General features: G+C 72.0%; 19 protein-coding genes. 13 read left to right on the top strand and 6 right to left on the bottom strand.

Going from position 1 to position 19,555, the window contains the following annotated elements:
• Positions 1 to 19: 19 nt before the first annotated feature.
• Complete coding sequence (guaB, locus tag DSM26151_RS11505; RefSeq protein WP_234659680.1) at positions 20 to 1,522, top strand: IMP dehydrogenase; 1,503 nt, start codon at positions 20 to 22, stop codon at positions 1,520 to 1,522.
• Positions 1,523 to 1,547: 25 nt separating this feature from the next.
• Here the strand turns inward: guaB and DSM26151_RS11500 are convergent, their stop codons facing one another.
• Entirely contained in the window at positions 1,548 to 2,702 is a 1,155-nt protein-coding gene (locus DSM26151_RS11500; RefSeq protein WP_234659679.1) for a MalY/PatB family protein, read from the bottom strand.
• 140 nt (positions 2,703 to 2,842) lie between these two features.
• Between DSM26151_RS11500 and DSM26151_RS11495 the strand changes: the two genes are divergently transcribed.
• The 4 genes from DSM26151_RS11495 (at position 2,843) to DSM26151_RS11480 (ending at position 8,477) form a co-directional block, all read left to right on the top strand.
• Positions 2,843 to 4,543, top strand: a complete 1,701-nt coding sequence (locus DSM26151_RS11495) for an ABC-F family ATP-binding cassette domain-containing protein (RefSeq protein ID WP_234659678.1) — start codon at positions 2,843 to 2,845, stop codon at positions 4,541 to 4,543.
• Positions 4,544 to 4,587: 44 nt separating this feature from the next.
• Complete coding sequence (locus DSM26151_RS11490) at positions 4,588 to 5,718, top strand: GuaB3 family IMP dehydrogenase-related protein (RefSeq protein WP_234659677.1); 1,131 nt, start codon at positions 4,588 to 4,590, stop codon at positions 5,716 to 5,718.
• Positions 5,719 to 5,851: 133 nt separating this feature from the next.
• Complete coding sequence (locus tag DSM26151_RS11485; RefSeq protein ID WP_234659676.1) at positions 5,852 to 7,582, top strand: glycerol-3-phosphate dehydrogenase/oxidase; 1,731 nt, start codon at positions 5,852 to 5,854, stop codon at positions 7,580 to 7,582.
• A gap of 91 nt (positions 7,583 to 7,673) precedes the next feature.
• Positions 7,674 to 8,477, top strand: coding sequence for an SURF1 family protein (locus tag DSM26151_RS11480; protein ID WP_234659675.1), 804 nt, complete (start codon positions 7,674 to 7,676; stop codon positions 8,475 to 8,477).
• 97 nt (positions 8,478 to 8,574) lie between these two features.
• Here DSM26151_RS11480 and DSM26151_RS11475 read toward each other — a convergent pair whose 3' ends face one another.
• Positions 8,575 to 9,000, bottom strand: coding sequence for a VOC family protein (locus DSM26151_RS11475; RefSeq protein ID WP_234659674.1), 426 nt, complete (start codon positions 8,998 to 9,000; stop codon positions 8,575 to 8,577).
• Between the two features lie 71 nt (positions 9,001 to 9,071).
• Between DSM26151_RS11475 and DSM26151_RS11470 the strand changes: the two genes are divergently transcribed.
• The 3 genes from DSM26151_RS11470 to guaA are packed head-to-tail and all read left to right on the top strand — an operon-like array spanning position 9,072 to position 11,801.
• On the top strand, positions 9,072 to 9,722 hold the full coding sequence (locus tag DSM26151_RS11470; protein WP_234659673.1) for a TetR/AcrR family transcriptional regulator: 651 nt from the start codon (positions 9,072 to 9,074) through the stop codon (positions 9,720 to 9,722).
• Between the two features lie 10 nt (positions 9,723 to 9,732).
• Positions 9,733 to 10,227, top strand: a complete 495-nt coding sequence (locus tag DSM26151_RS11465) for a DUF3817 domain-containing protein (protein WP_234659672.1) — start codon at positions 9,733 to 9,735, stop codon at positions 10,225 to 10,227.
• Complete coding sequence (gene guaA / locus DSM26151_RS11460; RefSeq protein WP_234659671.1) at positions 10,224 to 11,801, top strand: glutamine-hydrolyzing GMP synthase; 1,578 nt, start codon at positions 10,224 to 10,226, stop codon at positions 11,799 to 11,801. Before DSM26151_RS11465 ends, guaA begins: the two co-directional genes overlap by 4 nt.
• A 107-nt stretch (positions 11,802 to 11,908) precedes the next feature.
• Here the strand turns inward: guaA and DSM26151_RS11455 are convergent, their stop codons facing one another.
• Together DSM26151_RS11455 and DSM26151_RS11450 are read right to left on the bottom strand one after the other, a co-directional pair.
• A complete protein-coding gene (locus DSM26151_RS11455; protein WP_234659670.1) occupies positions 11,909 to 12,319 on the bottom strand; it encodes a type II toxin-antitoxin system VapC family toxin in 411 nt (136 codons plus the stop codon).
• Positions 12,316 to 12,549, bottom strand: a complete 234-nt coding sequence (locus DSM26151_RS11450; RefSeq protein WP_234659669.1) for a type II toxin-antitoxin system Phd/YefM family antitoxin — start codon at positions 12,547 to 12,549, stop codon at positions 12,316 to 12,318. The genes DSM26151_RS11455 and DSM26151_RS11450 overlap by 4 nt, the downstream gene beginning before the upstream one ends.
• 155 nt (positions 12,550 to 12,704) lie before the next feature.
• On the opposite strand from DSM26151_RS11450, the gene DSM26151_RS11445 reads away from it, so the two are divergent.
• Positions 12,705 to 13,136: a YciI family protein gene (locus DSM26151_RS11445; protein ID WP_234659668.1), complete on the top strand. Its 432-nt coding sequence runs from the start codon at positions 12,705 to 12,707 to the stop codon at positions 13,134 to 13,136.
• Between the two features lie 91 nt (positions 13,137 to 13,227).
• Positions 13,228 to 14,505: an RNA polymerase sigma factor gene (locus DSM26151_RS11440; protein WP_234661884.1), complete on the top strand. Its 1,278-nt coding sequence runs from the start codon at positions 13,228 to 13,230 to the stop codon at positions 14,503 to 14,505.
• Positions 14,506 to 14,610: 105 nt separating this feature from the next.
• Here DSM26151_RS11440 and DSM26151_RS11435 read toward each other — a convergent pair whose 3' ends face one another.
• Positions 14,611 to 15,420 carry a Bax inhibitor-1/YccA family protein gene (locus DSM26151_RS11435; protein WP_234659667.1) on the bottom strand — a complete coding sequence of 270 codons (810 nt, stop codon included), beginning with the start codon at positions 15,418 to 15,420 and terminating at the stop codon, positions 14,611 to 14,613.
• Positions 15,421 to 15,595: 175 nt separating this feature from the next.
• Here DSM26151_RS11435 and DSM26151_RS11430 point away from each other — a divergent pair, with 175 nt between their 5' ends.
• Positions 15,596 to 16,639, top strand: coding sequence for a glycerophosphodiester phosphodiesterase family protein (locus DSM26151_RS11430; protein WP_234659666.1), 1,044 nt, complete (start codon positions 15,596 to 15,598; stop codon positions 16,637 to 16,639).
• A 9-nt stretch (positions 16,640 to 16,648) separates the two neighbouring features.
• On the opposite strand, the gene DSM26151_RS11425 is transcribed toward DSM26151_RS11430, so the two are convergent.
• Positions 16,649 to 17,662 (bottom strand): helix-turn-helix transcriptional regulator, encoded by a 1,014-nt coding sequence (locus DSM26151_RS11425; protein WP_234659665.1) that lies wholly within the window; start codon positions 17,660 to 17,662, stop codon positions 16,649 to 16,651.
• A 61-nt stretch (positions 17,663 to 17,723) separates the two neighbouring features.
• On the opposite strand from DSM26151_RS11425, the gene DSM26151_RS11420 reads away from it, so the two are divergent.
• Together DSM26151_RS11420 and DSM26151_RS11415 are read left to right on the top strand one after the other, a co-directional pair.
• A complete protein-coding gene (locus tag DSM26151_RS11420; RefSeq protein ID WP_234659664.1) occupies positions 17,724 to 18,734 on the top strand; it encodes an ABC transporter ATP-binding protein in 1,011 nt (336 codons plus the stop codon).
• On the top strand, positions 18,731 to 19,510 hold the full coding sequence (locus tag DSM26151_RS11415) for an ABC transporter permease (RefSeq protein WP_234659663.1): 780 nt from the start codon (positions 18,731 to 18,733) through the stop codon (positions 19,508 to 19,510). Before DSM26151_RS11420 ends, DSM26151_RS11415 begins: the two co-directional genes overlap by 4 nt.
• The last annotated feature ends 45 nt before the right edge of the window (positions 19,511 to 19,555 follow it).

Below are 19,555 nucleotides of genomic sequence, written 5' to 3'. Positions count from 1 at the left end.
CTCGAGACGAAGGGGCGACATGGATCAGGCCGATCCGTTCGGATTCACGGGACTCACATACGATGACGTCCTCCTGCTGCCGGGGCACACCGACGTGATCCCGAGCGAGGCCGATACCGGCTCGCGCCTGACCAGGCGCATCACGGTCGCGACCCCGCTGCTGTCCGCGGCGATGGACACGGTGACCGAGACGCGCATGGCGATCGCCATGGCGCGACAGGGCGGCATCGGCATCCTGCACCGCAATCTCTCGATCGCCGAGCAGGCCGACATGGTCGACCGGGTCAAGCGCAGCGAGTCGGGCATGGTCTCCAACCCGGTGACGACGTCTCCGGATGCCACGGTCGCCGAGGTCGACGAGCTCTGCGGCACGTACCGGGTGAGCGGCCTGCCCGTGGTCGATTCCGACGGCGTGCTGGTCGGCATCATCACGAACCGCGACATGCGCTTCGTGTCGGACTTCGAGAAGCCGACGACGAAGGTCGCGGACGTCATGACCACGACGCCGCTCATCACGGGCCGCGTCGGCATGGACCCGGATGAGGCGATCGCGATCTTCGCGGAGCGCAAGATCGAGAAGCTCCCGCTCGTCGACGAGGCGGGCCGGCTCACGGGCCTGATCACGGTCAAGGACTTCGACAAGTCGGAGCAGTACCCGAATGCGACGAAGGATGCCTCGGGCCGGCTGCGCGTCGGCGCGGCGATGGGCTTCTTCGGCGACGCGTGGGAACGCGCCGAGGCGCTGCGCGACGCGGGCGTGGACGTCCTGGTGGTCGACACCGCCAACGGCGAGTCCGCGGGCGTGCTCGACATCATCCGCAGGCTGAAGGCCGACCCGACGTTCGAGCACATCGACGTGATCGGCGGGAACGTCGCCACGTACGAGGGCGCGAAGGCGCTCGTCGAGGCCGGCGCCGACGCGGTCAAGGTCGGCGTGGGGCCGGGCTCGATCTGCACCACGCGCGTCGTGGCGGGGGTCGGCGTGCCGCAGATCACCGCCGTGTACGAGGCCTCGCGCGCGACCGGCCCGGCGGGCGTTCCGCTCATCGCGGACGGGGGCCTGCAGTACTCGGGCGACATCGCCAAGGCGCTCGTCGCCGGGGCCGACACCGTCATGCTCGGTTCCCTCCTGGCCGGAACGGCCGAGAGCCCGGGCGAGCTGGTGTTCCAGAACGGCAAGCAGTTCAAGGCGTACCGCGGCATGGGTTCGCTCGGCGCGCTCCAGACGCGCGGCAAGAAGACGTCGTACTCGAAGGATCGCTACTTCCAGGCCGACGTCCCGTCCGACGACAAGCTGATCCCGGAGGGCATCGAGGGCCAGGTCGCGTACCGCGGTCCGGTCTCGGCGGTGGCCTACCAGCTCGTCGGCGGGCTCCGCCAGTCGATGTTCTACGTCGGAGCGCGGACCGTCGCCGAGCTGAAGGCGAAGGGCCGTTTCGTGCGGATCACGCCCGCCGGGCTGAAGGAGTCGCACCCGCACGACGTGCAGTTCGTCGTGGAGGCGCCGAACTACACGCGCTGACTCGCGCGCGGGCCTGCGCGCGGGCTCAGCCCGCGGCGTCGGCCAGGCGCGCGATCGCCTCGGCGAGGACCTCGGGTGAGCAGGCGAGGTTCAGGCGTGCGTGCCCGCGGCCGGCGTCCGCTCCGAAGCCGGGCCCGCCCGCGAGGGCGACCCGAGCACGTTCCAGGGCGACGACGGCCGGGTCGTCGCCCCAGCCGAGCGCCGACAGGTCGAGCCAGGCGAGATAGGTCGCCTGCGGCATCCGGAACCGCACGCCGGGCAGGTCGTCGGCGAGCAGGTCGGCGAGCAGGCGCCGGTTGTCGTCGATCGACGCGAGGACGCCGTCGAGCCAGTGCCCGCCGTGGCGGAACGCGGCGACGGTGGCGATCGAGCCGAACTGGCTCATGCGCCACTCGACCTCGTACGGCATGGCCGCGCGGACGGCGTCGCCGCGCTCGCTCGCGGTGAGGATCATCGCGGCCTTGAGCCCCGCGAGGTTGAACGCCTTCGTCGCGGCGGTGACGGCGACGCCGTGCTCGCGTGCGGCGTCGGAGACGGTGAGGAACGGCGTGTACTTCGACTCGGGCTGCGAGAGGGGACCGTGCACCTCGTCCGAGACGATCGTCGCGCCGTGACGGGCGGCGAGGTCGGCGAGGGTCGCGAGCTGGTCGCGGGCGGGGACGAGTCCGACGGGGTTGTGCGGGTTGCAGAGCACCATGGCCCGCGCGCCCGCGGCGAACGCGGCCTCGAGCCGATCGAGGTCGAGCGACCAGCCCTCGTCGATGCCGCCCGCGAGCGGCACCGCGACCACCGTGCCGCCCGCCTCGGTCACCAGGTCGAAGAACGGCGGATAGATCGGCGGGCAGATCACCACGCCCTCGCCCGGGGCGACGACCCGGCGCAGCACCTCGACGATGCCCATCGACACGTCGGCGGTGCACGTGACCCGTTGCGGATCGGGCGACCATCCGAGCCGCTCGGCGGCGAACCCCGCGAACGCCTCGGCGACGGGCAGGCTGCCCGAGTTGTAGCCGGTGTCGGAGCGGCGGATCGCGGCGTGCAGGGCCTCGGCGACGGGCTCGGCGAGCGGATAGTCCATCTCGGCGACGGGCAGCGGCAGCACGTCGGGGTCGAACATGCGCCACTTGGCGCTCGTGCGCGTGCGGAGGACGTCGAGCGGGTCGGCGGCGATGCGATGCATGGCTCCAGACTGCCGCACGGAGGCCTGCGACGGAACGGACCCGACGCGCTGTGCCGCGGCATCCGTCTTCGGCTACGCTGGTCGGCTGCCCTTCCGGCGCCGCGGCATCGCCGTGCCTCTCGATCCGAATCGAACCGACCATGGGCTTCATCGACGTCAACGGCGTCTCCTTCTCGCTGCCCGACGGCCGGCCCCTGCTCGCCGACGTCGCGTTCCGCGTCACCGAGGGGCGCACGACCGCCCTCATCGGCCAGAACGGGGCCGGCAAGACCACCCTGCTTCGCATCATCCGCGGCGACCTGCGCCCCGACGAGGGCAGCGTGCAGGTCGACGGCGGGCTCGGCGTCATGGACCAGTTCGTCGGCCGGGGCGAGGTCGCCCCCGGCGCGACCCCGACCGTGCACGGACTGCTCGTCTCGGTCGCGCCCGATCGCGTTCGGCGCGCGGCGATCGAGCTCGAGGCCGCCGAGAACGCCCTGATCGAAGCGGATGACACGGCTGCCCAGATGCGGTACGCGACGGCGCTCGCCGACTATGCGGAAGCCGGCGGCTACGAGCAGGAGGTCCTGTGGGACCACTGCACGACCGCGGCGCTCGGGATCCCGTTCGAGCGCGCGAGGTGGCGCGAGCTGACCACGCTGTCCGGCGGGGAGCAGAAGCGGCTCGCGCTCGAGGCGCTGCTGCGCGGACCCGAGCAGGTGCTCGTGCTCGACGAGCCCGACAACTCGCTCGACGTGCCCGGCAAGCGCTGGCTCGAGGGGCAGCTCCGGGCAACGCCCAAGACCGTCCTGCTCGTCTCGCACGACCGCGAGCTGCTCGCGCGGGCCGCCGACCGGATCGTCACGCTCGAGGCGGGCGCGGCCGGCAGCACCGCGTGGGTGCACGGCGGAAGTTTCCGCGGGTACCACGAGGCGCGCGAGGACCGCTTCGCCAGGCTCGACGAGCTGCGGCGACGCTGGGACGAGCAGCACGCGCAGTTGACGCAGCTCGTGCAGACGCTGAAGGTCAAGGCGACCTACAACGACGGCATGGCCTCGCGGTACCAGGCCGCCCTCACACGGCTGCGGAAGTTCGAGGTGGCCGGCCCGCCCGAGGAGCGTCCGCCCGCCCAGGCGGTGTCGATGCGCCTGCGCGGCTCGCGCACGGGCAAGCGGGCGGTCGTGTGCGAGGGGCTCGAGCTGACCGGCCTCATGCGGGCCTTCGACCTCGAGGTCTGGTACGGCGACCGGGTCGCGGTGCTCGGTTCGAACGGGTCGGGCAAGTCGCACTTCCTGCGCCTGCTCGCCGCGGGCGGGACCGACCCCGACCCGGGGGCCGGCCACCTCACCGACATCGGCGCGACCCTCGCCCGCGTGCCGCACCGGGGAACCGCGACGCTCGGCGCGCGCGTGGTCCCGGGCTGGTTCGCGCAGGGGCACGAGCTGCCGGGGTTGCGCGGCCGGACCCTGCTCGAGATCCTGCACCGGGGCGATGCGAACCGCGACGGGATGCCGCGGGAGGCTGCGAGTTCGGCGCTCGACCGCTACGGGCTCGCCGGTGCCGCCCAGCAGCGGTTCGAGGTGCTCTCGGGCGGGCAGCAGGCGCGCCTGCAGATCCTGCTGCTCGAACTCTCGGGCGCGACGCTGCTGCTGCTCGACGAGCCGACCGACAACCTCGACCTCGTCTCGGCGGAGGCGCTCGAGGATGCGCTCGGCCGGTTCGCGGGCAGCGTCGTCGCGGTCACGCACGATCGATGGTTCACGCGGTCGTTCGACCGGTACCTCGTGTTCCGGGCCGACGGCGAGGTGGTCGAGACCGACGAGCCGGTCTTCGACGAGGTCCGCGTCGCCCGGGCGCGCTGAGGCGGCATCCCATCGCCCACCAGCGCCTTGGGTAGGGTTGACGGGTGACTCAGGAGATCGAGATCGGCCGCTCCAAGCGGGGCCGCCGCGTCTACGCGTTCGACGACATCGCCATCGTGCCGAGCCGGCGCACCCGCGACCCTGAGGACGTCTCGGTCGGCTGGTCGATCGACGCGTACCAGTTCGACATCCCGTTCCTGGCGGCACCGATGGACTCGGTCGTCTCGCCGCGCACGGCCATCATGATGGGCCGTCTCGGCGGCATCGGGGTGCTCGACCTCGAGGGCCTCTGGACGAGGTACGAAGATCCTGAGCCCATGCTCGCCGAGATCCGCAACCTCAATGCCGGTCAGGCGACCTCGCGCATGCAGGAGCTGTACTCCGAGCCGATCAAGCCGGAACTGGTCACCGCGCGCCTGGCGGAGGTGCGCGCGGCCGGCGTCACCGTCGCCGGAGCCCTCTCGCCGCAGCGCACGCAGGAGCTGTACGAGACCGTGGTGGCGGCGGGCGTCGACCTGTTCGTGATCCGCGGCACGACCGTCTCGGCCGAGCACGTCTCGAAGAACGCCGAGCCGCTGAACCTGAAGAAGTTCATCTACGAACTCGACGTGCCCGTCATCGTCGGCGGCGCGTCGACCTACACCGCGGCGCTGCACCTCATGCGCACGGGCGCCGCCGGCGTGCTCGTCGGCTTCGGCGGCGGTGCCGCCTCGACCACGCGGGGCACGCTCGGCATCCACGCGCCGATGGCGACGGCCGTGGCGGATGTCGCGGGCGCACGCCGGGACTACCTCGACGAGTCCGGCGGCCGGTACGTGCACGTCATCGCCGACGGCGGCGTCGGCCGGTCCGGCGACATCGTCAAGGCCGTCGCGTGCGGTGCCGACGCCGTCATGCTCGGCGCTGCGCTCGCTCGCGCGACCGACGCCCCCGGCGGCGGATGGCACTGGGGGCCCGAGGCGCACCACGCGAAGCTGCCCCGCGGCGAGCGCGTGCAGGTCGGCCAGGTCGCCCCGCTCGAGGAGATCCTGTACGGGCCGGCATCCGCTGCGGACGGCACCGCGAACCTCGTGGGCGCGCTGCGCCGCTCGATGGCCACGACGGGGTACTCCGACCTCAAGGAGTTCCAGCGGGTCGAGGTCGTCGTCGCGCCGTACCGGGCCGCCACCCAGTAGCCGTCGGCACGGCTCGTTCGTTGCCGCCGGCCCGGCTCGTTCGGCCGTCGGCCGTGACACCCGTCGGGGGTTGCGGGTAGCGTGGTGAGGACGGGGCGGGGAAGCCACGGTCCGCCCGGGATGGGGAGCGACGATGGCGAGACTGAAGTCGGTGACGCGTTCGACCAAGCTCGGACCCGGTGAACGCGAGGCGGCGATCGCGCGCCTGAAGGAGAAGGAGCTCGACGTCCTCGTCGTCGGCGGGGGCATCGTCGGCACCGGCGCCGCGCTCGACGCGGTCACGCGCGGGCTCTCGACCGGGCTGCTCGAGGCGCGCGACTGGGCCTCGGGAACCTCGAGTCGATCGTCGAAGCTCGTGCACGGCGGCATCCGCTACCTCGAGCAGCTCGACTTCCGCCTCGTGCGCGAAGCGCTCATCGAGCGCGGACTCCTGCTCCAGCGCATCGCACCGCACCTGGTCAAGCCGGTGCGGTTCCTGTACCCGCTGAAGAAGCCCCTGGTCGAGCGCTTCTACATCGGCGCGGGCATGCTGCTGTACGACCTCTTCAGCTACACGGGCGGGCGGCCGCCGGGCGTTCCGCACCACCGGCACCTCTCGAAGCGGCAGGTCCTCAGGGCCGCGCCGTCCATCTCGCCCGGGGCGCTCGTCGGCGGACTCACGTACTACGACGCGCAGGTCGACGACGCCCGGTACGTGGCCTCCCTCGCCCGCACCGCGTCGTTCTACGGCGCGCACGTCGCGAGCCGCGTCAAGGTCGAGGGGTTCGTCAAGGTCGGCCAGCGCGTCGTGGGCGTCAAGGCGCACGACCTGCACACCGACGAGCACTTCGAGGTGCGCGCCAGGCAGGTCGTGAACGCCACCGGCGTGTGGACCGACGACACGCAGCGCATGGTCGGCGAACGCGGCACGTTCAAGGTGCGCGCGTCCAAGGGCATCCACCTCGTCGTGCCGCGCGACCGGTTCCAGTCGAACATGGGCATGCTGCTGCGCACCGAGAAGAGCGTGCTGTTCGTGATCCCGTGGGGCCGGCACTGGCTCATCGGCACGACCGACACCGACTGGAACCTCGACAAGGCGCACCCCGCGGCGACCGCGGCCGACATCGACTACCTGCTCGAGCACGTCAACGCGGTGCTGAACATCCCGCTCACGCGGGAAGACGTCGAGGGCGTGTTCGCCGGGCTCCGGCCCCTGCTCGCGGGCGAGAGCGACCAGACGTCGAAGCTCTCGCGCGAGCACATCGTGGCCCACACCGTGCCGGGCCTCGTGGTGGTCGCCGGCGGCAAGTGGACGACGTACCGCGTGATGGCCAAGGATGCGATCGACGCCGCGGCCGACGCGATGGACGGACGGGTTCCGGCGTCGACGACGCAGGACATCCCGCTGCTGGGCGCCGAGGGCTACCAGGCCGCGTGGAACAAGCGCGGGAAGATCGCGCGGGCCTTCGGCGTGCACAAGGTGCGCATCGAGCACCTGCTGAACCGCTACGGCACGATGACCGATGAGCTGCTCGACCTGATCCGGGCGAACCCCGAGCTGGGCGAACCCCTGCCCGGTGCCGACGACTACCTCGGGGCCGAGGTCGTCTACGCGGCCTCGCACGAGGGTGCGCTGCACCTGGACGACGTGCTGGCGCGCCGCACGCGCATCTCGATCGAGGCGTGGGATCGGGGGGTCTCGGCGGCGCCGGTCGCCGCGAAGCTCATGGGCGGCGTGCTCGGCTGGGATGCCGCGCGCGAAGAGCTCGAGGTCGAGCGGTACGTCCAGCGGGTCGAGGCCGAGCGCGCGTCGCAGGAGCAGCCCGACGACGAGTCCGCCGATCGCGTGCGGCTCGCCGCGCCCGACATCGTGGCGGTCGACTAGCCGGGCGGCGGTCGGCCGGCCGGCGCCGGAGGAGCCTCGGCGGCCGGCGTGCAGGATCCACGCATCGCGCGCGGCTAGAATCACGGACGACATGCTCCGGATGATGCTGCGCCCGCGATGGGTGCTCGCCCTCTTCGCCGCCCTCGGCGTCGCCGCGGCATTCGCGTTCCTCGCGCAGTGGCAGGTCGAGCGAGCGGTCGAACAGGCGACGGTCGAGGTGCAGCCCACCGAGCAGGTGCGCCCGTTCGCGGGACTCGTGGAGCCCGATGCCCCGACGCCGCAGGCCGCGACCGGGCAGCGTGTCGCCGTCAGCGGCACGATCGTGCCCGGCGACACCGTGCTGGTCGAAGGCCGCCTGAACGACGGTGCGGCCGGCTGGTGGGTGGTCGCCCACCTCGAGGTCACCGACGGCACGCCGGGCGGCTTGCCGGTGGCGTTCGGCTGGGCCGCCGACGAGGGTGCGGCGCGTGCCGCGCTCGATGCGATCGATGCCGCAGCCGCATCGGGCGCCGAAGTCGAGATCGTGGGGCGGTTCCTGCCGTCCGAGGCGCCGGTGCTCCCGGAAGACGGGGCCGACCCGCAGTCGATGACGACGGTCGCGGTCGCGCACCTCATCAACGTGTGGTCGGACTACGACGACCGGCCGGTGTACTTCGGGTACGTCACGGCCGCCGAGCCCGTCACCGGCCTCGACGCGATCGTGTCGCCGCCGCCCGTGCAGGAGGGCGAACTCAACTGGCTGAACGTCTTCTACGCGGTCGAGTGGGTCCTGTTCGCCGGCTTCGCGGTGTTCCTCTGGTACCGCCTCGTGCTCGACGCGGTGCAGCGCGAGCGCGAGGAGGCCGAGCTCGCCGCGGCCGAGCAGGGCGTGGCCGTCGGCGGGTCGAGCGACTGACCGGGTCGAGCGACTGACCGGGTCGCGCGACTGACCGGATCTCGCGACTCACCGTGCCGCGCGACTGACGGCCCGGCCACCCACCGGGCGCGAGGGATCAGTCCGCGCGCCCGAATGCCGCGAGGAACTCCGGATCGGGTTCGATCTCGGTGATGCAGTCGACGAGCACGCCGCCCGGGTCGCGCACGATCACGTGACGCTGGCCGAACGGTTCGCTGCGCAGTTCCTGGACCACGGGCACGCCTGCGGCGGCGAGTCGGCTCGCGAGCGCGTCGACGTCGTCGAACTCGAGGTTCACGAGCACGCCTCGGGCGGGGACGCCGTTCCCGGAGGGGATGGAGGCGTGGTCTGCGGCGAGCAGCGCGAGTTCGGTCCCGGTCGCGGGGTGCTTCAGGCTGATGTACCAGTCGGAGTCGAAGGTGGACTCGAAGCCGAAGTGCTCGACGTAGAAGCGTGCGCTCGCCGTGACGTCGTCCGTGCACAGGACGGGGTAGCTCGAGGTGAGCATGGTCGTTCCCTCCATGGATACGTACAGTGTGTATGTGTCTCGAGCATGAGTGACATACGGTGTGTATGTCAAGGGTCGGAGGACGGATGCCCACCAAGGCCGAGCAGCGGGAACGCACGCGCGAGCAGATCCTGCGCGTCGCGACCCGGAACTTCGCCGACTCCGGGTACGCCGGGGTCGCCCTCGAAGACCTCGTCGCCGAGGTGGGCCTCACCCGCGGCGCCCTCTACCACCACTTCGGAAGCAAGCACGGCCTCTTCGCCGCGGTCGTCGAGCGGGCGCAGACCTCCGTCGCCGAGGCCGTCGAACGCGACGTCGCACGCTCGGAGAAACGAGGCGAACCCGCACCCGCTCCGTTCCTCGCCGGCTGCCGCGCCTTCCTCGAGGCCAGCCTCGCGCCCGAGGTCCGCCGGATCCTCCTCGTCGACGGCCCGGCCGTACTCGGCTGGGGCGACTGGCGCGAGGGCGACCTCGACTCGAGCGCGCTGCTGCTCGAGGACGGCGTGGCCGAACTCGTCGGCGCCGGCGTCATCCGCACGCACTCCGTTCCCACGGTCACCACGATGATCTCGGGCGCGCTCAACGAGGTCGCGATCGCCGGCGCCGGCGCCGACGACCCGCAACGCGCGATCGACGACGCGATCACCACGCTCGCCCGGATGCTCGACGGACTCGGCCGCCCCGACGGGCCTGCCGCCGAGCGGCATCCGGAATTCCCCCAGCCGCACGCCACGTAGACTTGACGCCATGCCCCTCGCGCCAAAACCGGCAGATTTCCCGCGCATCCGCGGCGCCCTGAAGTTCTACATGGTCGCCTCGGTCATCACCGGCGTCATGCTGCTGCTGCTCTGCGCCGAGATGCTGCTGAAGTACGTCTGGCACCTCGAGCTGTACGCCTTCGGCCCCGGCGGGGTGCTCTCGCTCGAACCGGTCATCGAGACCACCCAGGGCCTCGAGTCCACCGGCATCGGCGTGAACCTCTCGACCGGCATCCTCATCGCGCACGGCTGGTTCTACGTCGTCTACCTGTTCAGCAACTTCCGCCTCTGGAGCCTCATGCGCTGGCGGTTCCCGCGCCTGGTGCTCCTCGCCTCGGGCGGCATCGTGCCGTTCCTGTCGTTCTTCCTCGAGGCCCGCGTCGGCCGTGAGGTCCGCACCTACCTCGAGACGCGCGAAGCGGATGCCGCAGCGCAGGTCGCGAGCACCGCATCCGATTCCGAGCCCGTGGAGGCCGCCCAGTGAGCGAGACCCAGCAGCGACCCGTGCTCGTCGTGGACTTCGGCGCGCAGTATGCGCAGCTGATCGCACGACGCGTGCGCGAGGCATCCGTCTACTCCGAGATCGTGCCGCACACGATCACGGCCGACGAGATCCGCGCGAAGGACCCGATCGGCATCGTGCTCTCGGGCGGGCCGTCGTCGGTGTACGAGCCCGGCGCCCCGTCGCTCGACCCCGGCATCCTCGAGCTCGGGGTGCCGACGCTCGGCATCTGCTACGGCTTCCAGGTCATGGCGCAGCAGCTCGGCGGCGAGGTCGCCCACACCGGTCACCGCGAATACGGTTCGACCGCGGCGACCGTGCGCGTCGACGACGGCAACGCGCTCCTCGGCGGGCAGCCCGAGCACCAGACCGTGTGGATGAGCCACGGCGACTCGGTCGCCGTCGCGCCCGAGGGCTTCGACGTGCTCGCCTCGACCGCGACCACGCCCGTCGCCGCGTTCGCGAACGACGAGCAGGGCTTCTACGGCGTGCAGTGGCACCCCGAGGTCAAGCACTCGCCGTACGGACAGGACGTCATCGAGAACTTCCTGCACAAGGCCGCGGGCATCCCCGCCGACTGGAACCCCGACAACGTCATCGCCGAGCAGGTCGAGCGCATCCGCGCCCAGGTCGGCAGCGCCCGGGTCATCTCGGCGCTCTCGGGCGGCGTCGACTCCGCCGTCTCGACCGCGCTCGTGCACGAGGCCGTCGGCGACCAGCTCACGGCCGTGTTCGTCGACCACGGGCTGCTCCGCAAGGGCGAGCGCGAGCAGGTGCAGCAGGACTACGTCGCCGCGACCGGCGTACGCCTGGTCACCATCGACGCGGCCGACACGTTCCTCGCCGCGCTCGCGGGCGTCACCGACCCCGAGGAGAAGCGCAAGATCATCGGGCGCGAGTTCATCCGCGCCTTCGAGCAGGCCGAGCGCGACCTCGTCGCCGAGGCGGCCGCGTCGGGCGAGAAGGTGCAGTTCCTCGTGCAGGGCACGCTCTACCCCGACGTCGTCGAGTCGGGCGGCGGCACCGGAACCGCGAACATCAAGAGCCACCACAACGTGGGCGGTCTTCCGGAGGACCTGCAGTTCGAACTCGTCGAGCCGCTCCGCACCCTCTTCAAGGACGAGGTCCGCGCGATCGGCCGCGAACTCGGCCTGCCCGAGGCGATCGTGGGGCGCCAGCCGTTCCCCGGGCCCGGCCTCGGCATCCGCATCGTCGGCGAGGTCACCCGCGACCGGCTCGAGCTCCTGCGGGAAGCGGATGCCATCGCGCGCGCCGAACTCACCGCGGCGGGCCTCGACGGCGAGATCTGGCAGTGCCCGGTCGTGCTGCTGGCCGACGTCCGGTCGGTGGGCGTGCAGGGCGACGGCCGCACCTACGGTCACCCGATCGTGCTGCGCCCCGTCTCATCGGAGGACGCGATGACGGCCGACTGGACCCGCCTGCCCTACGACGTGCTCGCGAAGATCTCGAACCGCATCACCAACGAGGTGCGCGAGGTCAACCGCGTCGTGCTCGACGTCACGTCGAAGCCGCCTGGGACCATCGAGTGGGAGTGAGGTCGCGCGAGCGCGCGACCTGAGCCGGAGGGTGCGGACCGAGGGGTCCGCGCCCTCCGTCGTCGGGTGGCCGGTGCGGAAGACGCGGCGTGCCGCGCCGACTCGCGCTAGGCGGGAAGGGTGACCACCCCGGCTGCGCGGGCAGCCGCTTCCAGCGTCGCGTCGCGCGTGGCGAGGGGCACCCCCTCGCGTTCGGCGACGACGAGGTAGGCGGCGTCGTACGCGCTGAGCGCGTGTGCGCGCGCCGTCTGCAGGAGCGAACCGGTGTCGAGATCGCGCACGATGTGGATCGGGAGTGACCGGAGCAGCGCCGCGCGCCGAGTGACCTCCGCTTCGCTCAGGCGCCCTCGTCGTTCGGCCACGGCGAGGACGTTCGCGACCTCGAACTCCCAGATGACCGGGACGATCGCGCCGCTCCCGCCAACACGGTGCAGCAGTGCATCGGACTCGGGTCGGGCCTCGTCTTCGAAGCACCAACTGAGCGCGACCGATGCGTCGAGCACGAACGCGCCCGTCACGCGCGGCCTTCGTCGATCAGCGCGCGGAGGTCGGCGCCGAGGCTCGACCCGACGCGGGAGGAGAGCAGAGCTGCGATGGTGTCGGCCGGTGATGCCACCTCGGGGTGCGCTGGAACGAGTCGGGCGACGGGCGTTCCGTGGCGCGTGATGGTGATCTGCTCGCCCGACTCGACTCGTTCGAGCAGCGCGGGCAGGTGGGTCTTCGCCTCGTAGGCGCCGACGGTGCTCATGGGTTCAGACTAGTCGGCGACTGGTCTGAACGGAAGGCGCGGTCGCAATCCGCCGGTCGAGCGAAACCGTGCGTCGCGTGTCGATCCGCCCCCTTCCCGTTCGACGTCCGGAGTGAGAGGGTCGAAACGCGACCCCCACACGACAGGAGCAGACCGTGCCGAAGTACATGCTGATCATGCGGGCCGATGACCGCGGCGTCGAGGCGTATCAGGAGCTCGACTTCGAGCAGGTCATCGAGGCGATGGGGCGCTACAACGAGGCGATGATGAACGCGGGCGTGCTGCTCGCCGGCGAGGGGCTCTCCGACGCGAGCGAGGGGTTCGTCGTCGACTACTCGAACGAGGAGCCCCTCGTGACCGACGGCCCCTACGGCGAGACCAAGGAACTGTTCAACGGCTTCTGGATCATCGAGGTCGCCTCGAAGGAGGAAGCCGTCGAGTGGGCCAAGCGCTGCCCGCTCGGGCCGGGCGCCTTCCTCGAGGTTCGCCGCGTGAACGAGATGGACGAGTTCCCGCAGGACAACGAGTGGATCCAGAAGGAGGCCGGATGGCGCGAGGAGCAGGCGCAGCGGGCCGCGAAGGCGTGAGCCGCGGCATCCGCTCGTGACGGCCGGAGCGGGTGCCGGCGGGCCGGAGCAGCCCGAAGCGGATGACGCGCGGGCGCGCGGGGCCGCCGAGGTGCGCCGGGCCGACGAGGCCCGGCGCACGGTCGCGGCCGTGTGGCGCATCGAGTCGGCGCGGATCGTCGCGACGCTCACCCGCACGGTCGGCGACTTCGCGCTCGCGGAGGACCTGGCGCAGGACGCGCTCGCCGAGGCGCTCGCGCAGTGGCCGGCTTCCGGCATCCCGTCGAATCCCGGCGCGTGGCTCACGACCGTCGCCAAGCGCCGCGCGATCGACGGGTGGCGCCGCCGCGAGCGGTACGACGAGCGGCTCGCCGCGATCGCGCACGACCTCGAGCGCGAGCGGGCCGAGGCGACGGATGCCACGGGCGAGCTGCCCTACGACCCCGACGCGATCGACGACGACGTGCTGCGGCTCGTGTTCGTGTCGTGCCATCCGGTGCTCTCGCGCGAAGCGCGCGTCGCGCTCACGCTCCGCGTCGTGGGCGGCCTGTCGACCGAGGAGATCGCACGGGCGTTCCTCGTGCCCGTCTCGACCGTGCAGCAGCGCATCGTGCGGGCCAAGAAGACGCTCGGCGAGGCGGGCGTGCCGTTCGAGGTGCCGCCGCGGGAGGAGTTCGCCGCGCGGCTCGGCACCGTGCTCGGGGTGCTGTACCTGATCTTCAACGAGGGGCATTCGGCCTCGGCGGGGCCCGACCTCATGCGGCCCGAGCTCGGTCGCGAAGCCCTCCGGCTCGGCCGGGTGCTCACCGCGCTCGTGCCGCGCGAGCCCGAGGCGCACGGGCTCGTCGCGCTCATGGAACTCACGGCCGCGCGCTTCCCGGCGCGCATCGACGCCAACGGCGATCCGGTCCTGCTCGAAGACCAGGACCGGCTCAGGTGGGACCGCTCGGCGATCACGCGTGGACGCGCGGCGCTCGCCCGCGCCGACGCGATCGGGCGCGGGCGTGGGCCGTACGCGCTGCAGGCGGCCATCGCGGAGCAGCACGCCGTCGCGGCATCCGTCGCCGAGACCGACTGGGGGGCGATCGTCGCGCTCTACGGGGCGCTCGCCGAGGTCGCGCCGTCGCCCGTGGTCGAGCTCAACCGGGCCGTCGCGGTCGCGATGGCCGACGGGCCCGAGGCCGGGCTCGCGATCGTCGACGCGCTCGCGGACGATCGCCGGCTCGCGCGGTACCACCCGCTCCACGGCGTGCGCGGCGAGCTCCTGGAGCGGCTCGGCCGAGCGGATGACGCGCGCGCCGCCTTCGCGGAGGCCGCACGCCTGACCGCGAACGAACGCGAGCGCGCCGTGCTGCTCGCCCGCGCTGCGGCGCCCCGCACGCCGACCTGAGCGCGGCCGGCGGCGCGCGAGACGCGGCGCGCGGCGCGCGGGGGAGACGCGGAACGGGCCGCCCCGTGAGGGAGCGGCCCGTTCTGCGACGTTGCGTCGGCGCGACTATTCGCGCGTGATCGCGAGGATGCGCAGGATCTCGAGGTAGAGCCAGATGACGGTGACCATGATGCCGAAGGCGCCCGTCCAGCCGTACTTCTTCGGGGCGCGGTTGCGCACGCCCTGCTGGATGAAGTCGAAGTCGAGCACGAGCGAGTACGCGGCCATGATGACCACGAGCACGCCGATGATGACGCCGAGCGGGATGCCCATGAACTCGACCCCGCGCAGGCCCCACGGGTCCTCGGTCACGTTGAAGAGCATGAGGCCCATGTTCACGAGCGAGAACACGAGGTAGCCGACCATCGCGACCAGGAAGATCTTCGTCGCCTTCTTCGACGCGCGGATCTTTCCCGATGCGAAGAGCGCGAGCGTGACGCCGACGACCACGAGCGTGGCGATGACGGCCTGCGCGACGATGCCGCCGCCGAAGGCCATCTCGTACCAGGCAGAGATGCCGCCGACGAAGATGCCCTGGACGCCCGCGTAGGCGAGGATCAGCGCGGGCGACGGCTCCTTCTTGAAGACGTTGACGAGCGCGAGCACGAAGCCGACGAGCCCGGCGCCGATCCAGAGGAACGGGATGGACTGCACGGTCAGCCAGCCGATCGCCGCGCCGACGAGCAGCACGCCGAAGGCGGCGGCCGACTTCGCGATCGAGTCCTCGATCGTCATGACGTCGCGGTCGGGGAGGGTCGCGGGCTGGCTGTACAGGTCGTTCAGCTGCTGGGCGGACATGTCCTGTGCGACAGCCACCGCCCCCTGGCCGGAGGTGAACGCCTCATTGCGTGAGAAGGCGGGGTTGTTCAGAGCCATTGCTGTGGTTCCTCTGCTTTCGGCTGTGTTCGTCGTGTGGAGGGGAATCGTGCGGACCGGGGCGGTCGCGCCATACAAACCTAGTGGATCCAGCAGGGACAACGCCGTGAGGAGGCCCGGAATTCCGGGGCGATGCGGGGCGGATGCCGCGTGCCGGCGTCGCTACGCTGGCTCCATGCCGACCCGCCCCGCCCCGCGTCCGCTCGTGATCGCGCACCGCGGCGCGTCCGGGTATCGGCCGGAGCACACCGAGGCGGCCTACCGGCTCGCGTTCGCGCTCGGCGCCGAGGCGGTCGAGCCTGACCTCGTCCCGACCCGCGACGGCGTGCTCGTGCTGCGGCACGAGAACGAGATCTCGGGCACGACGGATGTCGCGACGCGACCCGAGTTCGCGTCGCGGCGCACCACCCGGGAGGTCGACGGCCGAGAGCTCACGGGGTGGTTCACCGAGGACTTCACGTGGGCCGAACTGTCGACCCTGCGCGCGACCGAGCGGCTCGGCGCGATCCGGCAGCATTCGGCATCGTTCGACGGGCGGTACCCCCTGATCCGGTTCCGAGACCTGCTCGTCCTGCTGGATGCCGCGAGCGACGAGTCCGGACGGGAGATCGGCCTCGTCGCCGAGTTCAAGCATGCGAGCCATTTCGCGGAGCTCGGGCTGCCCCTCGACGAGCTGTTCGCCGCAGAGCTGGGCGCGGCCGGGTGGGGGCGCGGCGGCGACCGGCTCATCATGGAGTCGTTCGAGCCGACGCTGCTCGATCGGCTCCGGCAGCGCGGCATCCGCGGAGCCAGGGTCTTCCTCCTCGAGGACGCCGGTGCCCCGTTCGACCTGGTCCTCGAGCACGGAGCGTCCGCGGTCGGGTACGACGACTTCGCGACCGAGGCGGGCCTGCTGGGCCTCGCGCAGCGCGTCACCGGGGTCAGCGTCGGCAAGCGGCGGCTCGTCGGCCCGCAACGGCGCGGCGCGGCCGGTCCCGGCGTCCTGGAGGGTGCCGAGTTCGTGGATGCCGCGCACGGCGCCGGTCTGTCGGTCTACACGTGGACGCTCCGGCCCGAGAACCGGTTCCTGACCCCCGCGCGCCGGACGGGAACCGCGCGGGGGGCCTGGGGCGATTGGCTCGGCGAGTTCCGCGCGATCATCGACACGGGCGTCGACGGGATCTTCGTCGACCATCCAGACCTCGGGCTCGAGGCGCGCGGCGGCCTGGACGAGCGCTGATCACGCCGGTCAGCCGGGCGGTCCGGCGTTCGCGGCGGCGGACCCGGCCGGCGCGGGCGCGGGTGCGTCGAGCGCGCGGATGACGCGGCCGAGCACCTCTCGCAGTTCGGCGCGGTGCGGTTCGGGGAAGTCGGTCGCGAAGGCGACGCCCTCGGGGATGTAGAGCATGCCGTAGAGGGCCTCGCGGAAGTCGGCGCCGCCGATCGGCCAGCGGGTGCGCGCCGAGCCCTCGGGGGTCGCGCCCTGGCCCCAGTGGCCGAAGTGCTCGTGGAACGTGTCGAAGTCGAGGTCCATGACGACGTCGGCCTCGATGCGCTGGGGCGAGTACGAGGACGCGGCGAGCACCATCTCGTCGCGGAGCGCGGGTTCGAGTTCGCGCGACGGGCCGATCACGCGCGTGTGCTGTACCCGCTCGATGCGGTCGACGCGGAAGGTGCGCCAGTCCTCGCGATCGAGATCCCAGCAGACCAGGTACCAGTTGCGGGCGGCGGGCGCGAGGGCGTGCGGTTCGACGCGGCGCTCGGATGCCTCGCCGACCGCCGACGTGTACCCGAAGCGCAGCCGTTCGTGGTCGCGGCAGGCGAGTGCGAGCTCGCCGAGCAGCGAGGGGGAGACGGCGGTACCGGTGGCCGGTGTCGGCTGGACGGCCTCGCCGAGTGCTGCGACGCGGCGGCGCAGCGCCGGCGGGAGGACCTGCTCGAGCTTGGCGAGCGCCGACAGCGTGGTCTGGGTTCCGTCGACGAGACGTTGCTCGGCGGCGATGCGCAGGCCGATCGCGATCGCGACCGCCTCGTCGTCGTCGAGGAGGAGCGGCGGCAGGGCGTTGCCCGCCTCGAGTCGGTACCCGCCCGTGACGCCCGGGGAGGACTCGATCCGATAGCCGAGTTCGCGGAGCCGGTCGATGTCGCGCCGGACGGTGCGCTCGGTGATGCCGAGTCGATCGGAGATCTCGGCGCTCGTCCAGTGCCGGTGGGTCTGCAGGAGGCTGAGGAGCTTCAGCGCACGCGCGGTGGTTTCGGCCATGCGTCCATCATGCCGAACAATCAGGACGAAAACTGTCCGCATAGGTTCCTAGCGTTGCCTCATGACCACCTCACCGATCATCGAGACCCACGGGCTCACCAAGCGATTCACGGTGAAGAAGCAGCCCGTCGCCGCCGTGACCGACCTGTCCATCAGCGTGACTCCCGGCGAGCTCGTCGCATTCCTCGGCCCCAACGGCGCCGGCAAGTCGACGAGCCTCCGCATGCTCACGACCCTCATCCCGCCCACCGAGGGCACCGCCCGGGTCGCCGGATTCGACATCCGGCGACAGCCCGGCGAGGTCCGCGCCCGGATCGGCTACGTCGGGCAGCTCACCAGCGGGAGCTTCGCGCAACGGGTCGGCGACGAACTGCTCAGCCAGGGCGCGTTCTACGGGATGCGTCGCGCCGACGCGGCCCGCCGGGCCGACGAGCTCATCGCATCGCTCGGCCTCCAGGCGATCCGCACCCGGACCGTGCAGCAGCTCAGCGGCGGACAGAAGCGCCGGCTCGACATCGCCCTCGGGCTCATGCACGCGCCGCCGCTCATCTTCCTCGACGAGCCGTCGACCGGGCTCGACCCGCAGAGTCGTGCCAACCTGTGGGAGCACACTCTGCGCCTGCGCGAGGAGCACGGCACGACCGTGTTCGTGACGACCCACTACCTCGAGGAGGCCGACCGGTACGCCGAGCGCGTGCTCGTCATGGACCAGGGCCGGGTCATCGCCGACGACACCGCGCCCGCGCTGAAGGCGACGCTCGCCGGAGACCTGCTCGCGTTCGGGTTCGACTCGGCCGACGAGGCATCCGCTGCCCTGCCCGTCCTCGCGCAGGTCACCGGTCGTGAGCCGCTCCTCGGCCCCGACGCACGCGTGAGCGTGACCGCGCCGTCCGGCGACGGGCTCCTGCCCGCCGCGATCAGGGCGCTGGATGCCGCGGGGCTCGGGGTCCGCACGGCCACCGGCGTCCCGCCGACCCTCGACGACGTGTTCCTGGCGCTCACGGGCCGCGCGCTCCGCGAGACCGACCGGGCCGAGAACGAACCCGAGCCCGCGAAGGAGACGGCACGATGACCGAGACCACCGCACCCGTGCGCGCGAACGTCGTGCGCGACACCAAGAACGTGTTCGTGCGCGAACTGCGCCCCACACTGCGCGACCCGTTCACGCTCATCTTCAGCCTGCTGCAGCCGCTCGTCTTCCTCGGGCTGTTCGCGCCGCTGCTCATCGGCCAGTCCGGGCAGCCAGCCGGCGCGACCCTGCAGTGGTTCGTGCCGGGCGTGCTCGTGATGATCGTGCTGTTCGGCACCGGCGCGACCGGGTCCAACCTGCAGTACGAGATGATGACCGGCTCGCACGAGCGCACCCTCGTCGCACCGCTCTCGCGCGCTTCGCTGCTCATCGGGCGCGCGCTGAAGGAGGTCGCGCCGATCGTCGTCCAGTCGATCGTGATCGTGCTCATCGCCTGGCCGTTCGGGTTCCGGGTCGACCCGGCCGGGCTCGTCGCCGGGCTCGCACTGCTCGCCGTGTTCGGTGTGGGGCTGGGCGCGCTCAGCTACGCGCTCGCGCTCGCGACGAAGGACCGGGAATGGCTGTTCTGGGGGGTGCAGCAGTCGCTCATCTTCCCGCTGCTGATCCTCTCGGGAATGCTCCTGCCGCTCGACGCCGGCCCCGAGTGGATGCGAGCGATCGCCGCGGTGAACCCCGTCAACTGGGTCGTGCAGGCCGAGCGGGCGCTGTTCGCGGGCGACTTCGGCGCGATCGAGATCGCGTGGGGGTGGGTCGCCGCGCTCGCCGTGGCGGTCGTCGGGCTCTGGGTCGGCATCCGGGCGATGCGCCGGTCGAGCTGACGCATCGCCCGCGCTCGTCGGTTCGGGCGCGAACGGCCGCCCCGG

The sequence above is a fragment of the Agromyces marinus genome (assembly GCF_021442325.1).
Taxonomy (GTDB): domain Bacteria; phylum Actinomycetota; class Actinomycetes; order Actinomycetales; family Microbacteriaceae; genus Agromyces; species Agromyces marinus.
This window is presented reverse-complemented; position numbering and strand designations above follow the sequence as displayed.

Bases quoted from the DNA above. Each gene is read 5' to 3' on its own strand.
- DSM26151_RS11485 (WP_234659676.1), top strand. From the start codon at position 5,852: ATGGCGAGACTGAAGTCGGTGACGCGTTCGACCAAGCTCGGACCCGGT.
- DSM26151_RS11435 (WP_234659667.1), bottom strand. From the start codon at position 15,420: ATGGCTCTGAACAACCCCGCCTTCTCACGCAATGAGGCGTTCACCTCC.
- DSM26151_RS11495 (WP_234659678.1), top strand. From the start codon at position 2,843: ATGGGCTTCATCGACGTCAACGGCGTCTCCTTCTCGCTGCCCGACGGC.
- DSM26151_RS11465 (WP_234659672.1), top strand. From the start codon at position 9,733: ATGCCCCTCGCGCCAAAACCGGCAGATTTCCCGCGCATCCGCGGCGCC.
- guaB (WP_234659680.1), top strand. From the start codon at position 20: ATGGATCAGGCCGATCCGTTCGGATTCACGGGACTCACATACGATGAC.
- DSM26151_RS11420 (WP_234659664.1), top strand. From the start codon at position 17,724: ATGACCACCTCACCGATCATCGAGACCCACGGGCTCACCAAGCGATTC.
- DSM26151_RS11450 (WP_234659669.1), bottom strand. From the start codon at position 12,549: ATGAGCACCGTCGGCGCCTACGAGGCGAAGACCCACCTGCCCGCGCTG.
- DSM26151_RS11415 (WP_234659663.1), top strand. From the start codon at position 18,731: ATGACCGAGACCACCGCACCCGTGCGCGCGAACGTCGTGCGCGACACC.
- DSM26151_RS11480 (WP_234659675.1), top strand. From the start codon at position 7,674: ATGCTCCGGATGATGCTGCGCCCGCGATGGGTGCTCGCCCTCTTCGCC.
- DSM26151_RS11425 (WP_234659665.1), bottom strand. From the start codon at position 17,662: ATGGCCGAAACCACCGCGCGTGCGCTGAAGCTCCTCAGCCTCCTGCAG.
- DSM26151_RS11430 (WP_234659666.1), top strand. From the start codon at position 15,596: ATGCCGACCCGCCCCGCCCCGCGTCCGCTCGTGATCGCGCACCGCGGC.
- DSM26151_RS11475 (WP_234659674.1), bottom strand. From the start codon at position 9,000: ATGGAGGGAACGACCATGCTCACCTCGAGCTACCCCGTCCTGTGCACG.
- DSM26151_RS11500 (WP_234659679.1), bottom strand. From the start codon at position 2,702: ATGCATCGCATCGCCGCCGACCCGCTCGACGTCCTCCGCACGCGCACG.
- DSM26151_RS11470 (WP_234659673.1), top strand. From the start codon at position 9,072: ATGCCCACCAAGGCCGAGCAGCGGGAACGCACGCGCGAGCAGATCCTG.